Raw genomic sequence first — 20902 nt, 5'->3', positions numbered from 1 at the left:
AGAAGAAATAATAAAAATAAATACCTCTTTTTATTTGCCATAAATCTTAGAGTTAGTATTTTTGCGCAAACCTAAGAATACCATGAGTAACACTAAATACGTTTTTGTCACAGGAGGCGTAACTTCATCACTTGGAAAAGGAATAATAGCTGCTTCTTTAGCAAAACTATTACAAGAAAGAGGCTTTTCTGTAACCATACAAAAATTAGATCCATACATTAATATAGATCCAGGAACACTAAACCCTTATGAACATGGCGAATGTTATGTTACAGATGATGGTGCAGAAACAGATTTGGATCTTGGGCACTACGAACGTTATTTAAACATACCAACTTCTCAAGCCAATAATGTTACAACTGGTAGAATATACCAATCTGTAATAAACAAAGAGCGTAAAGGAGAGTTTTTAGGAAAAACGGTACAAGTAATTCCTCATATTACTGATGAAATTAAACGCAGAATTCAAATTTTAGGTGAAACCGGAGATTACGATATTGTAATTACAGAAATCGGTGGAACTGTTGGTGATATTGAATCTTTACCTTACGTAGAGTCTGTTAGACAACTATTATGGGAAAAAGGAGAGGAAAACGCCATTGTTATACATTTAACATTAGTGCCTTATTTAGCTGCTGCAGGTGAGTTAAAAACAAAACCTACACAACACTCTGTAAAAATGTTAATGCAAAGTGGTGTTAGCCCAGATATTTTAGTGTGTAGAACAGAACACGAAATTTCTGACGATATTAAACGTAAGTTGGCATTATTTTGTAACGTTAAAAAAGAAGACGTTATACAATCTATTGATGCAGAAACTATTTATGATGTGCCTAATTTAATGTTAGAACAAGGTTTAGATACCGTTGTTTTAAATAAATTAAAACTATCATCTAAAGGAGAACCAGAATTAAAAGTTTGGAACAACTTTTTACAAAAACATAAAAACCCTAAACACGAAGTAGAAATTGCCTTAATTGGTAAGTATATAGAATTGCAAGATTCTTATAAATCTATTACAGAAGCTTTTATTCATGCAGGTTCTACGCACGAAACGAAAGTAAAAGTACGTTGGGTACATTCAGAAAGTTTAACACCTAAAAATGCTGAAAAGAAATTAGCAGGTGTAAATGGTATTTTAGTGGCTCCTGGTTTTGGAGATAGAGGTATTGAAGGTAAAATTAGAGCTGTAAGATATGCCAGAGAAAACAATATTCCTTTCTTCGGAATTTGTTTAGGAATGCAAATGGCAGTTATTGAGTTTTCTAGAAACGTTTTAGGTATAGAAAACGCAAGCTCTACAGAAATGAACAAAAACTCTAAAGAACCTGTTATTAATTTAATGGAAAGTCAAAAAGGAGTTACAGAAAAAGGTGGTACCATGCGTTTAGGTGCTTGGGATTGTGAATTGAAAAAAGATTCTAAAATATTTAATGCTTATAAATCTGCGTTGATTAGTGAACGACACAGACACCGTTACGAGTTTAACAATGCATATTTAGAGCGCATTGAAGCTGCAGGTATGAAAGCTACAGGTGTTAACCCAAAAACAGGATTGGTAGAAGTTGTAGAAATACCTACACATCCTTGGTTTGTTGGTGTACAATATCATCCAGAATATAAAAGTACGGTTTTAAAACCGCATCCTTTATTTGTAGATTTTATTAAAGCTGCTTTAAAACAGTCTCAAAAATAGTTTTATTTCACTGAGTGCTGTAGAAAACTTAAAACATTCTACTGCACTCAATGAAACATTTTAAAAACGGAATACTATTTGAACTATCTAACAGTATAAAATATAAAGTAGTAAAAACAATATAAAACTGCTTTTTAACTACATTTGTCGCCTTCATATCAAAAAAATATTTTGATTTGATGACAAAATGACATTTTAAAATAACACATGGAACAAAAAAAATTCGACATCAATTCTTTTATAGGAATGGTTTTATTAGGAGGTATTTTATTATACTGGATGAATACCAACAAACCAGATGAAACTATTGATAACTCTACGAATACCGAGCAAGTTGTAGATGCTACAAAAAACACAAATACTACTGTAGAGAATACACCTGTTTTTGAAAACGATTCTTTAAAACAAGTTGCTTACACTACCAAATTAGGTGCATTTGCACAAAGCGCAATTAATGGTTCTGAAGGAACTTCTGTTTTAGAAAACGAATTGGTTAAGTTGCTTATTAGTAATAAAGGTGGACAAATTATAGAAGCAGAAATTAAGAATTACAAAACACATGATTCTTTACCGCTTTATATGATTAAAGACAAAAACGCGTCTTTTAACATTAATTTTGGTACTACAGATAATAGAATTTTAAATACAAAAGATTTATTTTTTGCACCTACCATTTCTAAAAACGGAGAAAGTACTATTGTTTCTATGAAACTGAAAGTTTCTAACACTCAGTTTTTAGAATATAGATACGAAATAAAACCAAAGAACTACATGGTTAATTTTGCTGTACGTTCTCAAGGTTTAAGCGGTGTTATCAACTCTTCTAACCCAATTAATTTAGATTGGTCTTTAGATGGTTACAGACATGAAAAAAGTTTAAAAACAGAGAATACCATGTATTCTCACCTTTACTATAAAACAGAAGAAGATGTAGATCATTTAAACCCTGGTAACTCAGAAATTTTAAATGATGTAGATTGGGTTTCTTATAAACAACACTTCTTTACTTCTACTTTATTATCTGATACACCTTTTAATAACGCAACGGTAACTTCTACCGATTTAGTGAAAAATGAAGAAATAGATACCGTGTTTACAAAACGATATGAATTAAAAACTCCTTTAGCATTGGCAAATGGAGAGTTAAATTATAACATGAAATGGTATTACGGACCAAGTGATTATAATTTATTAAAAACTTTTAAAGGTACAGATTTAGATCAAACTGCCGATTTAGGTTGGGGAATTTTTGGTTTCTTAAACAGAACTGTATTTTATCCTGTATTTAATTTCTTAAAAGGATTTTTATCTAACTACGGATTAATTATTATTTTAATGACTATTGTTGTTAGAATTATCATGTCTCCGTTAGTATACAAGTCTTATTTATCGAGTGCTAAAATGAAGGTAATAAGACCTGAATTAACAGCCTTAAATGAGAAATATCCTGGTAAAGAAAACGCTATGAAGCGTCAGCAAGAAACCATGGCAATTCAAAGAAAAGCTGGTGTAAGCATGTTATCTGGTTGTATACCTGCCTTATTACAAATGCCTGTTTTCTTTGCATTATTTAAGTTTTTCCCTACAAATTTAGCATTAAGACAAAAAAGTTTTTTATGGGCACCAGATTTATCTTCTTATGATATTATCTACAACTTACCATTTAAAATTCCTTTTTACGGAAACCACGTAAGTTTATTTCCAATATTAGCTTCTGTTGCTATTTTCTTTTACATGAAAATGAACCAGAGCCAACAAGCAAATATGCAAGCACCTACGCAAGAAGGAATGCCAGATATGGGTAAAATGATGAAGTACATGATTTACTTCTCTCCTATTATGATGTTATTTTTCTTTAACAATTATGCAAGTAGTTTAAGTTTATACTACTTTGTATCTAACTTGTTAACCATTACTATTATGTTAGTAATTAAAAACTACATTATTGATGAAGATAAAATTCATGCTCAAATAGAAGAAAACAAAAAGAAGCCGGAAAAAGCGAAAAGTAAATTCCGTCAGAAAATTGATTCTGCTATGAAACAAGCGCAAGAACAACAAGCGCAGCAAAAGAAAGGAAAAAAATAAAAGGCAATGCCTTTCCACAATTTAAAAAAGTCCAAAACTTAATTGTTTTGGACTTTTTTTTGTTTGAATCTTAGAGGAATAATTTTACTTCTACCCCACTCTTTAAAAGAAAGGTAACTATCACACACTATAAAAGCAAAACAAACAGTAATTAACTTACCTCTTTACCCCGCTATATTGCATATCTTTAGAAAGGTAAAAATTGTTGTCCTACATAAAAAAAAGACACTGCCAAGTAACATTATACATTCTACTACTTAAATCATCATTTATAGATGTTCTATTTGTTGCTATAAACACTCGTTTCATTTTTTTTTAAAATTATTTTAATTTTATTATATCTCAAAAAAAACAACACAAAACCTTGTACATAAACACATTAGGAAAAATACATACACTTTAAAACTGACAAAAAGCACGTTTTTTAGTACATAAAAATTGAACATAAATAGGTAAAATAGAAAGATGATAATAGTCATTAACGGCTTAAAAGAATACCAATACTTTTAACTTGTAAAAAAAACCTTAAATTTCATAAAATGTTACAAAACAGAAGAATTTATTTACCCCCTTTAAGTTTAATTGGTCCTGGTGCTTTAAATGATCTTGGAGAAGAGCTAAAAAGTCTTCCTTATAAAAAAGCCTTATTTGTTACTGACAAAATGTTGGTAAAAATTGGAGTGGCAGAAAAAGTAATAGAAGTTATGGAGGCTTCTAATATAGAAGTTGTAGTATTTGATAATGTACAACCCAACCCAACAACCCAAAACGTAAATAACGGATTAAAGTTATTAAAAGATCAAAATTGCGACTTTATTATTACTCTAGGAGGAGGCTCACCGCAAGATTGTGGAAAAGCCATTGGTATTTTAGCAACCAACGGAGGTGATATTAAAGATTATGATGGTGTGCATTTATCTAAACATAAATCACTGCCAATTATAGCTATAAATACAACTGCCGGTACTGCAAGTGAGGTTACCATAAATTACGTTATTACAGACGAAAAACGCCATATTAAAATGGTTATGGTAGATAAAAACTGTTTAGTATCTATTGCTGTTAACGACCCTGTATTAATGTTAGGAAAACCAGCTGCTTTAACTGCTGCTACAGGTATGGATGCACTAACACATGCTATAGAAACTTATGTTACAAAAGGGGCTTTTGGTTGGTCTGACGCTTTGGCTTTAGAGGCTATTAAGTTAATTTCACAAAGTTTAGAAATTGCCGTTGTAGATGGTAAAAACTTAGAAGCTAGAAGCAAAATGGCTTGGGGACAATTTATTGCAGGTCAGGCGTTTTCTAATGCAGGTTTAGGTTATGTACATTCTATGGCACATCAATTAGGTGGTATGTACGATTTACCTCATGGAGTTGCCAATGCTATTTTATTACCACATGTAGAACAATTTAACATTCCTGCTTGTGCTCATAAATTAAAAAGAGTTGCAAGAGCTATGGGAGTTGGTGTCTTAGAAATGAGTGATACCCAAGGAGCCAATGCTGCAATTGCTGCAATTAAAGCCTTGTCTAAATCGGTTGGAATTCCTACTGGATTAAAAGAATTGGGGGTTAAAGAAGAAGATTTTGAAGAAATGGCTAAAAATGCCTTATTAGATGTTTGTACTGGTGGAAACCCTAGAGAAGTAACTTTAGAAGATACCATTGCTATTTATAAAGCTGCCATGTAAAACAACATTTTTCTATATAATAAAACCACCATACCTTAAGTTATGGTGGTTCTATTTTTTAAAAATATAGTAGGTACAACGTATACTTTTTTGGGGTTATAATAATGAAAAACAAGTACTTCTACTTTTGCCTTTTTGACTCAAAAAAGCTAACTTAGCTAACTACTTGATATAAGTCATTAAAACGACGTCATATCAGTCTTAACGTTAGCTACAAGTATGAATAAAATTCCGTACATATTGACAATTTTAGGATTATGTTTAATAGGTTGTAAACATGAAAAACCTGAAATTGAAACAAATGAAAGCTCGATTTCAATATCCATAGATGATAGAGTGGAATTATTTAGAGTTGCTTATTTTTTGGCACTTGAGGACAGTATTGACATCAATTTAAGACCTTGTAAAACGGACTTCTACAAAACAAATTTTGAGCCATACAAAAAGTACAGAAATCATCCATTAGTTAAAAAAATCGGAAATGGAGATGTGTGGAAATCGGATTTACCAACACTTGCTCTTTGCCTTGACAAAAACTTAAAAACAAAAGACAACCTAAATATTAAAGTGCTTACAATAGAGTTTGGTTGGTACGGACAACATTTAGATTCTCTTTCAAAACTTCTTATTGATTTCAAAAAGACAATTAAATTCAAAAACAATTACAATATAGATTTTAAGCCTTTTAAAGATTCCATAAAATCCAACCAAATCACTAAAAAACTAAATAGATTCTATCGGACAGACAAAGAAACAAACCTTGAAATATTTTTTGACCCATTAAACCGAATAACCAATAAAGCCATAACTTTCACAAATAATCCAGAAAATGAAAGATTGGTTCTCTTGACCTATTTATGTGACCAACCAAATGATTCAATCAAACCATTAAGATTGAAATGGAACGAAGATTACAGAAGAATTGTGATTCACGAAAACAGTCATATTTATACTGACCACCTTTATAAAAAATATTATGACCAAAAACTTGATTCATTGGTTAATCAAGAAAAATTTAAAGATGAATATCACGACATAGACGAGATTATTGTGCGTGGATTAACGGCTAAAATATTGGAATTAAATTATGGAAAAAAAGTAGGCGATGATGAAATTGACCATCAACCGAAAAATTCAAGAATAATTTATGAATATTTGGACAAGTACCTTAACGATGAAAAAATGGAATTTGAACAAGCATACAAGGAAATTATTGAACAATTAAAGAAAAAATACCAGTAACTAATACCGTGTAAAAAAATTGCTTAATTTTAGCTTAATCAAAGTTAGCCGCATTTTTGTAAACTCCTATTTTCCTGCGGAAAATAGCCGTTCACTTTAATCGCAACTTTTCATAACACAACAACGGTTAGCTAAACGGAAAAAAAACACCTTAGACAAACTGACTTATATTCAGTTTGTCTAAGGTATTTTTATATTTAAGAAAAGAATAGCCTAATTATTATTGAAGCTTACAAACAAGTCTAGCCCCGATTGAAGTGGCATCCTTTTTGTTTTTCACAAAAAGATATAACGGAAAGCGGGAAATAGCTTCAAATACTAATTCTTTAAGCGTTTAAAAAAACAGTTCTTTTAATAATTAGCAGATTGCTTTGTTCCTCGCAATGCCTTAATCATTTGTTTCTTCTTCTGTATCTGTATTTTCTTTACGTTCTTTAAACTTACGGGTTCCTTCGTACAATTCGTACTTTACAAACCTACAGTTTAAATCTCCGTTTTTAAGAGCAATTCTCTTAGAGGTTCTTAAACCTACACACTTTAAAGCGTCTGTATCTGAAGTAATTAACCAAGCCGTAGAACCTGGATAGTTGTTTTTTAAGGTATCGCCTATTTTAGTGTAAAATTCTTCTACATCTATATTTAAACGCTCGCCATAAGGCGGATTAAATAAAATAGTGGTGTTACCAAAAACTTCTTTTTTAGAGTTGAAAAAGTTAACGTGGTGTACACCTATAAACTCGTCTAAATTTGCATTTATAATATTTGCATTCGCTTTTTCTACTGCAGATGGCGCTTTATCGAAGCCCATTATTTTAAAGTGAGAAGAACGAATTTTCTTTAATAAGGATTCTTGAATGGTAAAATACAAGTCTTCATCATAATCTTTCCAATTCTCAAAAGCAAATAATTTTCTGTTGATGTTTGCCGGAATATTATTGGCAATCATTGCTGCTTCTATTAAAATAGTACCAGAACCACACATTGGGTCTATAAAATTTTCTTCACCTGTGTACCCAGATAATAAAATCATACCTGCTGCCAAAACTTCGTTTATGGGTGCAATGTTTGTGGCAGTTCTATACCCTCTTTTGTGTAAAGAATCTCCGGATGAATCTAAAGAAACGGTTAACCACTCTTTTTGTATGTGAATGTGAATCTTTAAATCTGGATAATCTAAATCTACATTGGGTCTTTTACTGTATTTATGTCTAAAATAATCTGCAATAGCATCTTTAGATTTTAAAGAGATATAATGCGAGTTAGATGTAAAATTCTTAGAGTTAACTACCGCTCCAATAGCAAAAGTACCTTCGGTTTCTAAATAATTTTCCCATTTAATTTTCTGAATCGCTTCATACAAATCTTCTTCATCGTAAATTTTACAAACTTTAATTGGTTTTAAAATTCTTACAGCAGTTCTTAAAGCAATATTTGCTTTGTACATAAAACCGCTATCTCCTCTAAAAGAGACCATTCTTACACCTTCTTTAACATCTTGTGCTCCTAGGTCTCTTAATTCTTTTGCTAAAACACCTTCTAAACCGAAAAGTGTTGTTGCTGTCATTTTAAAATCTTTGTTCATGCTCATAAAATTGACTGCAAAAATACTATTTATAAATAGGATTTATACTAATTAAGAAATACATTTTACAGAACGTAAGATTTGGTTACTTTTACAGACTGAAAGTCCATAAAGGACATGCATAAAAAACCCCAATAGCAATCTAAGTAATCTGCTGGTTATTGCAAATATTATAAAAATGAAAACAAAAGATTGGTTTACAGATTGGTTTAACACTTCTTATTACCACACTTTATATAAAGAAAGAAATGACGGAGAAGCGCAGTTGTTTATGAAGAATATTACGTCTTTTTTAAACTTACCAAAAACAACGCATATTTTAGATTTGCCTTGTGGTAAAGGACGTCATTCTGTATTTTTAAACTCTTTAGGGTATACGGTTAGTGGTGGCGATTTGGCTGAAAACAGTATTAAAGCTGCTAAAAAGTTTGAAAATGACACCTTACAATTTAAGGTACATGACATGCGAAAGCCTTTTAACCACACGTACGACGCTGTATTTAACCTATTTACAAGTTTTGGTTATTTTGAAGATGATAAGGAAGATATTCTAATACTAAATAACATTAAACAGGGGTTAAATAAAGGGGGTGTTTTTGTGTTTGATTTTTTAAATGCAGAAAAAGTAAGACTGAATTTAGTAACTTCTGAAACCAAAACGGTTGATAACATTACTTTTAACATTAAAAGAGAAATTAAAGAGGGTTTTATCTTAAAGCATATTTCTTTTTTTGCTGATGGAGAAAATCATTCTTATACAGAACGTGTTAAATATTTAGACCTTGCTAAAATGACTTCTTTCTTTAATGAAGTTGGTTTTACAATTACAAATGTTTTTGGCGATTACGATTTAAATACTTACGAAGCTAAAACTTCTGATCGATTAATTATTATTGCAAAATGAGTTATATACTTTTAATAGCATCTGTTTTTATTGGCTCTATCTTGGTTTTTATCATAAAACCAAGTAAAAAAATAGTCCGTCTATTATTGGCTTTTAGTGGCGCTTATTTATTATCTGTTACCGTTTTACATTTATTACCAGAGGTATATGCAGAAACTACGGAATATAAAAAAATAGGAATCTTTATTTTAGTCGGAATTATCATTCAATCTGTTTTAGAGTCTTTTTCTAAAGGAGCAGAACATGGTCATATTCATATTCATTCTGATGGAAAAGAATTTCCTACCTTATTATTTGTAAGTTTATGTTTGCATGCTTTTTCTGAAGGTTTACCGATACACAATACGGGTGATAATTTATTATGGGCAATTATAGTACATAAAATACCCATCGCCATTGTGTTAACAACCTTTTTAATTCAGACAAAATATTCTAAAAAAATAACCTTTATTTTTTTAAGTGCTTTTGCTTTAATGAGTCCTTTGGGTTTATTACTAGGTGATAAGATTCCTTTCTTTACTACTTATGCAACAGAAATTACGGCATTAATTATTGGTGTGTTTTTACATATTTCTACCATTATTCTTTTTGAAGGATCTGAAAACCATAAATTTAACTTACAGAAGTTTATAGCCATTCTTTTAGGAGTTTTACTTACTATTTTTACGTTGTAGTAAAATTAAACGCAAGTAAACACGAATAATAACTGTTTACCTGATTCATAAATGATAGACCTTATTACCTGTTGTACGTAATTTGAGAAAAACGGAACTGAAATAGAAAATAAAGAATTAATTAAATGAGCGGAGGAGCTGGACATGTTGCGGATATGAATAATAGAATGAAACAAAATCGTTCTATGAAAACATCTAACAAACCGAAATTTAAATCTAATAATAGAGATTTGAATTTTTCAAGTGGCGAATCTGAAAAACTGAATTTTAAAAAAGTTTCAGAAGAGGAACTTACTCGAATTAAAACTGAAATTAGAAAGAAAGCGGAATCGGAACGAAAAAAGGAAAGAATAATATTCGCCTTGACTGTCTTAATTCTAATCATTATTTTGACTATATTTTTGAACTAGTATTTTGAAAATAATAATCTGAAAAATAAAAACGACGTACAACACCGTCTAAAAAAATTTGCTAAATTAGTGTTTAAACAAAGACAGTTGCATTTTTGCCAACTTCTGAATTTCCTTCGGAAATTCCTCGCTGACAAAACCGCAACTTCCCTTATACAACAACGATATGTTCATGTAAACACAAATTTGCATGGTTTACAGCAATGGAATCTCATTTCAGTAATCAATAAATTGAACTCAATGTAAAAAAAAACACTTCTAAACAATGTTTAGAAGTGTTTTAATAATTAGTAATAATTAATCTACTAATATCTAAGAACAACAAAAACTAATAATAATTTATTTTATCTAAAAGCGTAACGTTCTACCTCTCCCTTTAAATTAATTACCTCAATATAAATAGGGGTTCCAGATCCATAAGAAGCATCTATTGCTTTAGCTGCAGCATTAGCATCTAACACTTCTTTTTTATTAATTTTAGTAATAATATATCCTTCTTTAACTCCGTAATAATCTAAGTTTCTATTCCCGTTTTTCAAAATTTTTGCGCCTCCAGAAATATCATATTTTTTTAAGTCTTTTTTAGTTAAATCTTTTAAGGTAACATTTAAACTTCTAGATAAAAAGTAATTTTTCTTACCTAACTTAACGGTTTTAGTAATTACATCACCATCTCTATCAACCGTAATACTTACATTTTCTCCGGGTCTTTTTGCTGTTAACTGCCCTCTTAACTCAGAGAATTTAGAAATCTTAACATCGTTTACTTTCATAATTATATCTCCAGATTTTAAATCGGCATTTTTAGCACCACCATCTTCTGTAACAGAAGCAATTTTAACTCCATCTATATCATCATTAGAGCTATCCACATTAATCCCTAAAATAGCCTCTTGTACTGCACCATATTCTAATAAATCATCAATTACTTTTTTAGCAATGTTAGATGGTACTGCAAAAGAATACCCTATAAATGATCCTGTTTTAGATGTAATGGCAGTATTAATTCCTACCAATTCTCCACGTGTATTTACCAAAGCTCCTCCACTATTTCCTGGATTTACAGCTGCATCTGTTTGTATAAAAGAATCTATAGCTGTATTTCCTTCTAAATCTCTACCCTTTGCACTTACAATACCCGCAGTTACTGTAGATGTTAGGTTATAAGGGTTACCAACTGCCAATACCCACTCTCCTATTTTAATATTGTCTGAATTTGCAAATGGAATGTAAGGTAAATCCATATCTGCATCAATTTTTAACAATGCAATATCATTTTCTTTATCCGTACCAATTAATTTGGCTTTGTACTTTTGCTTATTGTTTAAAGTAATTTCTAAATCTGCTGCTCCATCAATAACATGATTATTGGTTACAATGTATCCATCTTGTGAAATAATAACACCACTACCAGTACCTACTTGCTCGTATTGTCTACCTCCATTACTGTTTCCAAAAAACATATCTAACGGATTTACTTGTGTCCTTATTGCCGTATTTTTTACGTGAACAACTGCATGAACACTATTTTCTGCTGCAATTGTAAAATCGATAGAATTTGCAATTGAGCTTGCTTTATTTAGGACGGGATTATAACTTGCCGTGACCGTTTGCAAAGGTTGAGAAACTGTGTTTTTTACAATTACCTCATTTCCAAAAAACATTTTATAGCCACCTAAAGCAACTGCGCCTCCTAAAACGGCCATTCCTAATAAACCAAAAATTTTCTTCATAATCTTTACATTTTTAATTACTCAAAGATACAATTTTAACAAATTCAAAAAAGCTGTTTAACGCTACTTTAACTGACTTTAACCGCTTTTTAACACTTCTTTTTTAGCCTTTAAACATCTAGTTATTAGCTATAAATACAAATAAAATAAAAATATTTATTTCTAAAATATTACTCACAATTTCTAATATTAAGAGGCTAAAAATTACTTCCTAAAAATAAAAAAAAATAAATTTCATCAAAAAAAATATTTTACTAAAACTTTCTATTTCCAACCAAACACTCATTATATTTGTTCTAATGAAAATAGAATTTTATAAATATCAAGGAACCGGAAACGATTTTGTTATGATTGATAACAGAACAAAAACTTTCCCAAAAGAAAACATCTCAATAATATCTAAACTTTGTGATAGGCATTTTGGTGTTGGAGCAGACGGAGTTATTTTAATTGAAAATGACACCGATTTCGATTTTAAAATGATTTATTTTAATGCCGATGGAAGTCAGACTTTCTGTGGTAACGGAGGTAGATGTGCTGTTGCTTTTGCAAAGTATTTAGAAATTATTACTGATAAAACTCGTTTTATTGCTGTTGATGGACCTCATTTAGCTGAAATTAACAACGGAATTATTTCTTTAAAAATGATAGATGTTGATGAAATTACCGTTAAAGAAAACTCAGTTTTTGCTTATACTGGCACGCAACATCATGTAGAATTAGTAGCTGATTTAGATCAATTTCCTGTTTTTAATAAAGGAAAAGAAATTAGATATTCTTATAGTGATCCTGGAAGTAATGTCAATTTTGTACAACAAATAAACGATACTACTTTTAGAGTAAGAACCTACGAAAAAGGTGTAGAAGATGAAACGTTAGCTTGCGGAACCGGAGTTACAGCAGTTGCCATTGCCATGCATAAAACAGGTAAAACAACCAGCAATTTAATTTCGCTACCTGTAGAAGGTGGAAATCTAGAAGTCTCTTTTTCTGAAGAAAATGGTGTTTATACAAATGTGTTTTTAAAAGGACCTGCTACTTTTGTTTTTAAAGGGAGTATTTCTTTTTGATTTTTGAGGATAAAATAATGACTAAAATAAAACTAATTTTAATTTTCTTACTATTATTATCTTTTGAATGTTTTAGTCATGAAAACGGAAATTCTGGAATTAAACAAACTTTTTTTAAAAACGGAATTGGATTAGGTAGCGTAATTGCAATAGTTGTTTCTTGGGATAGAAATAAATCTATACTTTATGCATTATTACACGGTGCTTTTGGATGGCTTTATGTTATCTATTTTATAATAGTTCGTGAAAATGATGAAAAAAAGAAATAATTGTTTCTTTAAAATGATAGCTATTGATGAAGTTACTGTTAAAAAAAATCAAAAGATCGTATTTTTTTGATGCTAGCATTCATTACAAAAACCGTTTATGAGTATTTTTAAAAATCTTTTTAATACCAAAAAAAAGCATTCTAAAATATTTCCGAAAGAAAGTAATGAGGGAAATGTTAAAATAAAAAACAATCAAATTATTTGTACAGATACAAGCGGAATAGATAGTTGTACCGTACATTTAAAAGATTTACAATATGCCTACATTACTATTAGAAATAATAAAGTGGCCTATCTTTTCCTTTTTGATCACCATCAAAATTTTATACCTGTTACCTATACCGGATTCAGTAAAATGTATCAGGAATTATCAACCAAGTTTCATTTTAATGACCCTATTTTCTTTGAAAACATTGCAAAAACAACCGTTTTAAAAAAAGAAATCTGGAGAAAAAATCATCAACCTACTTTTAAAATCTTAACGTCTAATTATAACGACTACCACCTTGGTTTTGAAATTCAATCTACTCCCAAACAATTCATTTCATGGGATACTACTTATGATGAATTAGAAAAAAATAAAAATACATTATTTGAAAAATCGCCATACGGACAAAAAATACTAAAATTTAATGCTCCTGTGCGTATTGGAAATATACTTTTAAAAGATTTTAGTGCTTATTTTGATAATGCTAGAACTGATGTTCCTGTGCTACACTTTTACACACATTGCTTTAATAGCACAGCAACGGATGAAAGTTATATACAGCTAAAGAAAATTTTAAACACAGATTTAGCTAGCAGTAAAATGAATAACGGATATGAAAGAGCAGATCAAAAAAATATAAATTTCAATTTAACAGGTATGCACTTGTCAATTTGTTATACGTATGACAGTGATTGGCTATTTAATGGTGGCTATACTTCTTTATCTATAGAGAATAAAAGAGAATACCCAGCATTATTACACAATGAAGGTTACGAAGAAGTTATGGTTATTTCTAACTTCTTATTATTACAAGGAAATATAACAATATCTGGTGATTACAAGAAAAATAAGTACATAAAAAAAAGACCAGAAAAAATAAATATTCAATTTAAAAAGAACACCATTATTTGGGTTGATGATAAAAATAAAAAAATAGGCTTTTCTAGTAACAACATGGCACAAGTATTTGATATTGCTGAAATAAATTCATTCTATATACAAAATATTTTACCAGCAAAAGGAAGTGGTGGTGCGAATCTAGAAATCATAACAAATACTAAAACACAGAATTCCCCTATTTTTTATGGAGCTTGTAATCTCTTTGATAAATACGCTTTAAAAATAGAAAAAGTAACAAGAAAAAAAGTAGTATTTGGTAAAGAATATCATGATTGTTAAACGAATATTAAAAAGTCTTTCTGTGCGACTCTAAGCTGTTTAAGATTTTTTAATTCCGTATTTTGCATTTTATAATCTATTTGCTTATTAAATTTTCTTTTAAGAAAACCAATTTTAGAAAAAATGAAGACTTTAAACGGTAAAAAAATAAACTTACGTGCTTTAGAACCCGAAGATTTAGACTTTCTATATCAAATAGAAAACAATGAATCTTTTTGGGAAATTAGCCATACACAAACTCCTTTTTCTAAATTTATTTTAAGACAGTATTTAGAAAATGCTCATTTAGATATTTACGAAGCCAAACAATTACGTTTATTAATAGAAGAAAGCTCTACTAAAAAACAACTGGGTATGATTGATGTTTTCGATTATAACCCAATGCACAAAAGAGCCGGAATTGGAGTTTTAATTCACCCAAAATATCAACAAAACGGATTTGCTTCTGAAGCTTTATCTCTTTTAATTGCCTATGCTTTTACATACTTAAATGTGCATCAATTGTATGCTAACATTACTTCTAACAACCTTAAAAGCATCTCTCTTTTTACCAAACATCATTTTCTAAAAGTGGGTGTTAAAAAAGATTGGATTTTATCCGAAGGAAAATTTAAAGATGAAGTTTTATTTCAGCTGATAAAAGAGTAATTTCGCAACTCTAAAAAATTAAAAAATACATTGAGCAAAAAATTTATATACGCAGTTATAGCTACCGTTATTTTTATTGGTGGTATGATAGGTTATAATTACTATCAAAAAATATTTGGTAAAGCAATTACTAAAGACACCGTTTTATATGTATATTCTTCTGATAGTTTAATTGATGTGAAAGACAAAATCGCTGATTATTCTAAAAATAAAAACACTTTTCTTTTAGTTGCTGCTAAGAAAAATTTCTCGAAACCAAAACCGGGTAGATATCTTTTAAAAGAAGGCATGTCTAATAATGATTTAATTAATTTATTAAGAAGTGGTAACCAAACACCGGTAAAACTTTCTTTTAACAACCAAGATACACTAGAAAAATTAGCTGGTAGAATTGCAGAACAGTTAGAAACAGATTCCATTACCTTATTAACTTCTTTTAAAGACAAAGATTTTTTATCAAAAAATAACCTGACAGAAAAATCGGTGCTGCAAATTTTTATTCCTAATAGTTATCAATTTTATTGGACTACTTCTGCCAACAACTTTAGAGATAAGATTTTTAAAGAATACAATCGTTTTTGGAATGCTAGTAGATTGCAAAAAGCAAAAGCCTTAAATTTAACAAAAGAAGAAGTAATTACTTTGGCATCTATAGTTCAAAAAGAAACCGCAAAAAAAGTAGAAAGACCAATAGTAGCTGGTTTGTACTTAAATAGGTTACAAAAAGGGTGGCCTTTACAAGCAGATCCTACCATTATTTATTGTGTTAAAGAACTTAAAGGACAAGATTATGTAGTAAAAAGAGTACTAACTGCAGATTTAGAAATTAACTCACCTTACAACACCTATAAAAATAAAGGATTACCTCCTACTCTTATCTCTATGCCAGACATTTCTGCCATAGACGGAGTTTTAAACGCACAAAAACACAATTACTTTTATATGTGTGCAAGTGTAGATAAAATTGGGTATCATACTTTTGCAAAATCACTTGCGCAACACAATAGAAATGCCGCTAAATATCATAGCTGGATGAACAAACAAAGAATTAATAGATAGTTCTTAAATAATTAGGTTTGAAAAGCAAAAAAATAATTTTCCGTTTTATACTATTCTTTTCTACATTTTCTTTGTGTGCACAAAACGCGTCCTTTTATAAAAAATCTGATACGTTAAATACAAAGAGAAGAAATGCCATTATAATTACAGAAAGTGTAATGACGGGTGGTGCATTAATCGCTTTAAATCAACTTTGGTATAAAGATTACCCACGTTCTAGTTTTCATTTAAAAAATGATAATAACGACTGGAAACAAATGGATAAAGTTGGGCATATGATGACTTCTTACTATGTGGGTAAAATTGGTATGGAAGCATTAGATTGGGCTGGTGTTTCTAAAAAGAATCAATTAATTTACGGGGCAACCTCTGGTTTTGCTTTTTTAACTGCTGTAGAAATTTTAGATGGTTTTTCTGAAGAATGGGGAGCATCACCTGGAGATATTCTTGCGAATGCCACAGGAACCGGTTTATTAATTGGTCAAGAATTACTTTGGGGAGAGCAACGTATTACCGTAAAATACTCTTTTCATCAAACAGAATACGCAAAACAACGGCCAAATACTTTAGGTGAAAATTATTTACAACAAGCTTTAAAAGATTACAACGGACAAACGTATTGGCTTTCTGCAAATATTTGGTCTTTTAACAAGAAAAGTACGTTTCCTAAATGGTTAAATGTTGCTTTAGGTTATGGCGCCGAAGGAATGCTTTATGGAAACTCAAACGCTGCAAACACAACGCTACACAATCCTTACAGACAATTCTACCTAAGTTTAGACTTAGATTTAACCAAAATTAAGACAAATTCGGAATTCTTAAAATCTGTCTTTTCTGTTGTAAACTTCATAAAAATACCTGCTCCAACACTTGAAATTAATACCAAAAAAGGAATTAAATTTCATTATCTGTATTTTTAGTAAACTTTAACATATTGATTATCAGTATAATTGTTTTTTGATTATACCTTTGCACCCGCAAAACAGAAAAATAACATTTATCAAAAAGTTTTTATTTTTAAGTATCGTATTTTTAGGATTTATCAACGCAACGTCTATTGATAAAAAAATAGGTACTAACAACAAAATTACCTTTCCAAAATTTGTGGATTATAACATTCCTTATTTACAAAAGGATTTTGTAGGTTTTAAAGAAGCATTGGCTTTTAAAGAATCTCAAGGAAAATATACCGTAGTAAACACATTAGGATATTTAGGAAAATATCAATTTGGTAGAACTACTTTACACCGTTTTAAAATTTACAACACACAAGCCTTTTTAAATAATCCAGAATTGCAAGAAAAAGCTTTTATAGCTTTATGTAAAGTAAATAAATGGATTTTAAGAAAAGATATTAGACGCTCTGTTGGCAAAGTTATAAACGGAATTAAAGTTACAGAATCTGGGATATTAGCTGCAGCTCATTTAAGTGGTGCAGGTAATGTAAAAAAATTTTTACGTAGCAATGGTTTGGATGGTTTTTCTGACGCTTACGGAGCTACCATTAAATCTTATTTAAAAAGCTTTGGTGGGTATGATGTTTCTAATATAGAAGCAGACCAAAACCCTATTGTTTAAAAAAACCTCTTTTAATTCAAATAAAAAAAGGCTTTATGTATCTTTTATAAGAAAACATTAAACCTTTTTTGTGTTATTTTTATATAAAATACAAGCTATTTCTGAATAATAAAGATTGCTGGTTTTTTGTGTAAATCTGGTTGCTGATGTTTCCAATCTTTAACCATCAAGGTTTTAATATATTCTGTTGGCAACGTAATATCTGCTGCAATACATAAATTTGTAGTGGGTGATAATGTGGCTTTTAAATCTGCCAACATTTTTTCATTTCGATAAGGAGTTTCTATAAAAATTTGCGATTGATTTTTATCATTAGAAAGCTTTTCTAAATCTTTTAAAGCCTTTTTTCTATCCGATTTATCAATAGGTAAATACCCATTAAAAGCAAAATTTTGTCCGTTCATACCAGAACTCATCATTGCCATTAAAATAGATGACGGTCCTACCAAAGGAATTACACGTATATTGTTTTCGTGTGCCAGTTTTACAATACTTGCTCCAGGATCTGCAATTGCAGGCACTCCTGCTTCAGAAAGTAAACCAACATTGATTCCTTCTTTACAAACATCTAAATATCTAGAAGTTTCTAATTCTTCGGCATATTTATCTAACAACATTAATTGAAGGGATGGTTGTGATTTTTTAGGTGAAATTTTCTTGATAAATCTTCTTGCTGATTTTTCATTTTCAACAATATAATAATCAATTTGTTCAACTACTTTTTTAACCGATAAAGGCATTACTTCTAAAGGTTCAGTATCGCCTAAAGTGGTGGGGATTAAATACAGTTTACCAATCATTGTTTCTATTTTATAAATGGATTTTTAAGGAATTTCTACAAATAAAAAAATGAAATATTCACTTCTTTAGTGCTAAAAATACAGAAAGTTTTTAAGATAAATTACTAACAATTACATTGCAAGCTTCATCTAGCATTTTATATACGTTTTCAAAACCTTGATTACCGCCATAATATGGGTCTGGTACACTCAGGTTTTTATTAGGTTCTATTTCATTTAAAATCATTCTTACTTTCTGTTCATCTTCTTTATTTCTGGCTAATGAAAGTATGTTTTGGTAATTGCTATCATCCATTGCAAAAATAATATCGAATTCATCAAAATCTTTTACAACAAATTTTCTGGCTCTTTGATTCGTAATATCAATACCATATTTTTTAGCAACTTCTATAGAACGTTTATCTGCAAGGTTGCCAACATGATACGCTGCTGTACCTGCAGAATCTACCATTACTTTTTTAGAGTTTACTTTAGACTCTAAAATTCCTTGTGCTAAAGGAGAACGACAAATGTTACCTAAGCAAACCATTAATATTTTTTGCATAAAAATAATTTTTGATTAAAGTAAGAAACAATTACGCTCTTAAAAAATTTAAGAGCGTAAAGTTAAATATCAATAAGTTACTAAAAAATTGTCTTTTTAGAAAGTCAATTTTTTAGTTAAATCTTCTACGTATTTTTTAAACTGCTTATCCGTTTCCGTTAAGTTGTCTACCGTTTTACAAGCATGTAATACCGTGGCATGATCTCTTTGTCCAATTTGATTACCAATACTTGCTAAAGATGTTTTTGTTAATCTTTTAGCAAAAAACATAGCTAATTGACGCGCTTGTACAATATGACGTTTACGTGTTTTAGATTGTAAAGTAGCTACATCCATATCAAAATATTTAGAAACTTCTTTCTGAATATAATCTATAGAAACTTCTTTCTTGGTGTTTTTTACAAACTTATCTACAATCTGTTTTGCCAATTCTACAGAAAATTCTTTTCTATTAAAAGAAGCTTGTGCAATCATAGAAATAACAACACCTTCTAATTCTCTAACGTTAGATTTTATATTTTTAGCAATATATTCTACAATATCTTCTGGCATTTCTACACCATCTCTGTACAATTTATTTTGTAAAATAGAAATTCTAGTTTCGTAATCTGGTGCTTGTAACTCTGCAGATAATCCCCATTTAAAACGAGACAATAAACGTTGTTCTATATCTTGCATATCTACAGGTGCTTTATCCGAAGTTAAAATTACCTGTTTTCCATTTTGATGTAAATGGTTAAAAATATGGAAGAAAACATCTTGTGTTCCTGCTTTTCCTGATAAAAATTGTACATCATCAATAAGTAACACATCAATCATTTGATAGAAATGAATAAAATCGTTTCTTGTATTTGATTTTACAGAGTCTATAAATTGTTGTGTAAACTTTTCTGAAGAAATATATAATACTGTTTTATCTGGATATTTATCTTTAATATCAACCCCAATAGCATGTGCTAAATGTGTTTTCCCTAAACCTACTCCACCATAAATTAATAATGGATTAAAAGAGGTTCCACCTGGCTTATTTGCTACAGCCATACCAGCAGAACGTGCCAATCTATTAGAATCTCCTTCTATAAAGTTTGCAAAACTATAATTTGGGTTTAATTGAGACTCAATCTTTACTTTTTGCAATCCTGGAATTACAAACGGATTTCTTAATTCTCTTTTATTAGATTCTAAAGGAACTGTAACTCGCTGTGGCTTTAACGGATCTCTATTTGAACTCGGAATTTTAACAATTTGCGGTCTATTACTGCTATAATTGTTTTCCATTTTTACATCGTAAATCAATTTGGCATCATTACCTAATTGTCTTACCAAGGCAACACGCAATAATTTAATGTAATGTTCTTCTAACCATTCATAAAAAAACTTACTAGGAACCTGTATTGTTAATGCTTCTCCTGAAAGTTTAACTGGCTTTATTGGTTCGAACCAAGTTTTATACGCTTGTGGTTTTATGTTGTCTTTGATAAAAGACAGACATTCATTCCAAACAGAGTCAGCAGTTACATTCAT

At 30.0% G+C, this 20902-nt stretch carries 19 protein-coding genes; 14 read left to right on the top strand and 5 right to left on the bottom strand.

The window, feature by feature from the left end:
• The first annotated feature begins 82 nt into the window (after positions 1-82).
• The 4 genes from WG951_RS00095 (at position 83) to WG951_RS00080 (ending at position 6720) form a co-directional block, all read left to right on the top strand.
• Positions 83-1696: a CTP synthase gene (locus WG951_RS00095; protein ID WP_105048186.1), complete on the top strand. Its 1614-nt coding sequence runs from the start codon at positions 83-85 to the stop codon at positions 1694-1696.
• 207 nt (positions 1697-1903) lie between these two features.
• Positions 1904-3784: a membrane protein insertase YidC gene (gene yidC / locus WG951_RS00090; RefSeq protein WP_105048185.1), complete on the top strand. Its 1881-nt coding sequence runs from the start codon at positions 1904-1906 to the stop codon at positions 3782-3784.
• A 539-nt stretch (positions 3785-4323) separates the two neighbouring features.
• On the top strand, positions 4324-5478 hold the full coding sequence (locus WG951_RS00085; RefSeq protein ID WP_105048184.1) for an iron-containing alcohol dehydrogenase: 1155 nt from the start codon (positions 4324-4326) through the stop codon (positions 5476-5478).
• Between the two features lie 219 nt (positions 5479-5697).
• A complete protein-coding gene (locus WG951_RS00080) occupies positions 5698-6720 on the top strand; it encodes a hypothetical protein (RefSeq protein WP_105048183.1) in 1023 nt (340 codons plus the stop codon).
• Between the two features lie 388 nt (positions 6721-7108).
• On the opposite strand, the gene WG951_RS00075 is transcribed toward WG951_RS00080, so the two are convergent.
• A complete protein-coding gene (locus tag WG951_RS00075) occupies positions 7109-8302 on the bottom strand; it encodes a THUMP domain-containing class I SAM-dependent RNA methyltransferase (protein ID WP_105048182.1) in 1194 nt (397 codons plus the stop codon).
• 178 nt (positions 8303-8480) lie between these two features.
• Between WG951_RS00075 and WG951_RS00070 the strand changes: the two genes are divergently transcribed.
• The 3 genes from WG951_RS00070 (at position 8481) to WG951_RS00060 (ending at position 10290) form a co-directional block, all read left to right on the top strand.
• Complete coding sequence (locus WG951_RS00070) at positions 8481-9206, top strand: class I SAM-dependent DNA methyltransferase (protein ID WP_105048181.1); 726 nt, start codon at positions 8481-8483, stop codon at positions 9204-9206.
• Positions 9203-9880: a ZIP family metal transporter gene (locus WG951_RS00065; RefSeq protein ID WP_105048180.1), complete on the top strand. Its 678-nt coding sequence runs from the start codon at positions 9203-9205 to the stop codon at positions 9878-9880. The genes WG951_RS00070 and WG951_RS00065 overlap by 4 nt, the downstream gene beginning before the upstream one ends.
• Before the next feature lie 125 nt (positions 9881-10005).
• Positions 10006-10290: a hypothetical protein gene (locus WG951_RS00060; protein ID WP_068605326.1), complete on the top strand. Its 285-nt coding sequence runs from the start codon at positions 10006-10008 to the stop codon at positions 10288-10290.
• Positions 10291-10634: 344 nt separating this feature from the next.
• Here WG951_RS00060 and WG951_RS00055 read toward each other — a convergent pair whose 3' ends face one another.
• Positions 10635-12023 (bottom strand): S1C family serine protease, encoded by a 1389-nt coding sequence (locus WG951_RS00055; protein WP_105048179.1) that lies wholly within the window; start codon positions 12021-12023, stop codon positions 10635-10637.
• A 299-nt stretch (positions 12024-12322) separates the two neighbouring features.
• On the opposite strand from WG951_RS00055, the gene dapF reads away from it, so the two are divergent.
• The 7 genes from dapF (at position 12323) to WG951_RS00020 (ending at position 18034) form a co-directional block, all read left to right on the top strand.
• Positions 12323-13093: a diaminopimelate epimerase gene (dapF, locus tag WG951_RS00050; RefSeq protein WP_105048178.1), complete on the top strand. Its 771-nt coding sequence runs from the start codon at positions 12323-12325 to the stop codon at positions 13091-13093.
• 17 nt (positions 13094-13110) lie between these two features.
• The gene (locus WG951_RS00045) at positions 13111-13362 is read left to right on the top strand and encodes a hypothetical protein (protein ID WP_105048177.1); all 252 of its coding nucleotides are present in this window, start codon (positions 13111-13113) and stop codon (positions 13360-13362) included.
• 97 nt (positions 13363-13459) lie between these two features.
• Entirely contained in the window at positions 13460-14749 is a 1290-nt protein-coding gene (locus WG951_RS00040) for a hypothetical protein (RefSeq protein ID WP_105048176.1), read from the top strand.
• Positions 14750-14872: 123 nt separating this feature from the next.
• A complete protein-coding gene (locus WG951_RS00035; RefSeq protein WP_105048175.1) occupies positions 14873-15397 on the top strand; it encodes a GNAT family N-acetyltransferase in 525 nt (174 codons plus the stop codon).
• A 30-nt stretch (positions 15398-15427) separates the two neighbouring features.
• Entirely contained in the window at positions 15428-16456 is a 1029-nt protein-coding gene (gene mltG / locus WG951_RS00030) for an endolytic transglycosylase MltG (RefSeq protein ID WP_245893473.1), read from the top strand.
• Between the two features lie 17 nt (positions 16457-16473).
• Complete coding sequence (locus tag WG951_RS00025; RefSeq protein ID WP_105048174.1) at positions 16474-17376, top strand: DUF2279 domain-containing protein; 903 nt, start codon at positions 16474-16476, stop codon at positions 17374-17376.
• Positions 17377-17425: 49 nt separating this feature from the next.
• Positions 17426-18034: a peptidoglycan-binding protein LysM gene (locus tag WG951_RS00020; RefSeq protein ID WP_105048173.1), complete on the top strand. Its 609-nt coding sequence runs from the start codon at positions 17426-17428 to the stop codon at positions 18032-18034.
• Positions 18035-18129: 95 nt separating this feature from the next.
• Here WG951_RS00020 and WG951_RS00015 read toward each other — a convergent pair whose 3' ends face one another.
• From WG951_RS00015 to dnaA, 3 genes are all read right to left on the bottom strand, one after another.
• A complete protein-coding gene (locus WG951_RS00015) occupies positions 18130-18834 on the bottom strand; it encodes an SAM-dependent methyltransferase (protein WP_105048172.1) in 705 nt (234 codons plus the stop codon).
• A 91-nt stretch (positions 18835-18925) separates the two neighbouring features.
• Positions 18926-19378, bottom strand: coding sequence for a low molecular weight protein-tyrosine-phosphatase (locus WG951_RS00010; protein ID WP_105048171.1), 453 nt, complete (start codon positions 19376-19378; stop codon positions 18926-18928).
• Positions 19379-19474: 96 nt separating this feature from the next.
• A complete protein-coding gene (gene dnaA / locus WG951_RS00005; protein WP_105048170.1) occupies positions 19475-20902 on the bottom strand; it encodes a chromosomal replication initiator protein DnaA in 1428 nt (475 codons plus the stop codon).

This window comes from Polaribacter butkevichii (assembly GCF_038024105.1).
Classification (GTDB): domain Bacteria; phylum Bacteroidota; class Bacteroidia; order Flavobacteriales; family Flavobacteriaceae; genus Polaribacter; species Polaribacter butkevichii.
Note: the sequence above shows the minus strand (reverse complement) of the source record. Positions and strands in the feature narration are given on the sequence as shown.

Bases quoted from the DNA above. Each gene is read 5' to 3' on its own strand.
- WG951_RS00095 (WP_105048186.1), top strand. From the start codon at position 83: ATGAGTAACACTAAATACGTTTTTGTCACAGGAGGCGTAACTTCATCA.
- yidC (WP_105048185.1), top strand. From the start codon at position 1,904: ATGGAACAAAAAAAATTCGACATCAATTCTTTTATAGGAATGGTTTTA.
- WG951_RS00085 (WP_105048184.1), top strand. From the start codon at position 4,324: ATGTTACAAAACAGAAGAATTTATTTACCCCCTTTAAGTTTAATTGGT.
- WG951_RS00080 (WP_105048183.1), top strand. From the start codon at position 5,698: ATGAATAAAATTCCGTACATATTGACAATTTTAGGATTATGTTTAATA.
- WG951_RS00075 (WP_105048182.1), bottom strand. From the start codon at position 8,302: ATGAACAAAGATTTTAAAATGACAGCAACAACACTTTTCGGTTTAGAA.
- WG951_RS00070 (WP_105048181.1), top strand. From the start codon at position 8,481: ATGAAAACAAAAGATTGGTTTACAGATTGGTTTAACACTTCTTATTAC.
- WG951_RS00065 (WP_105048180.1), top strand. From the start codon at position 9,203: ATGAGTTATATACTTTTAATAGCATCTGTTTTTATTGGCTCTATCTTG.
- WG951_RS00060 (WP_068605326.1), top strand. From the start codon at position 10,006: ATGAGCGGAGGAGCTGGACATGTTGCGGATATGAATAATAGAATGAAA.
- WG951_RS00055 (WP_105048179.1), bottom strand. From the start codon at position 12,023: ATGAAGAAAATTTTTGGTTTATTAGGAATGGCCGTTTTAGGAGGCGCA.
- dapF (WP_105048178.1), top strand. From the start codon at position 12,323: ATGAAAATAGAATTTTATAAATATCAAGGAACCGGAAACGATTTTGTT.
- WG951_RS00045 (WP_105048177.1), top strand. From the start codon at position 13,111: ATGACTAAAATAAAACTAATTTTAATTTTCTTACTATTATTATCTTTT.
- WG951_RS00040 (WP_105048176.1), top strand. From the start codon at position 13,460: ATGAGTATTTTTAAAAATCTTTTTAATACCAAAAAAAAGCATTCTAAA.
- WG951_RS00035 (WP_105048175.1), top strand. From the start codon at position 14,873: ATGAAGACTTTAAACGGTAAAAAAATAAACTTACGTGCTTTAGAACCC.
- WG951_RS00015 (WP_105048172.1), bottom strand. From the start codon at position 18,834: ATGATTGGTAAACTGTATTTAATCCCCACCACTTTAGGCGATACTGAA.
- WG951_RS00010 (WP_105048171.1), bottom strand. From the start codon at position 19,378: ATGCAAAAAATATTAATGGTTTGCTTAGGTAACATTTGTCGTTCTCCT.
- dnaA (WP_105048170.1), bottom strand. From the start codon at position 20,902: ATGAATGTAACTGCTGACTCTGTTTGGAATGAATGTCTGTCTTTTATC.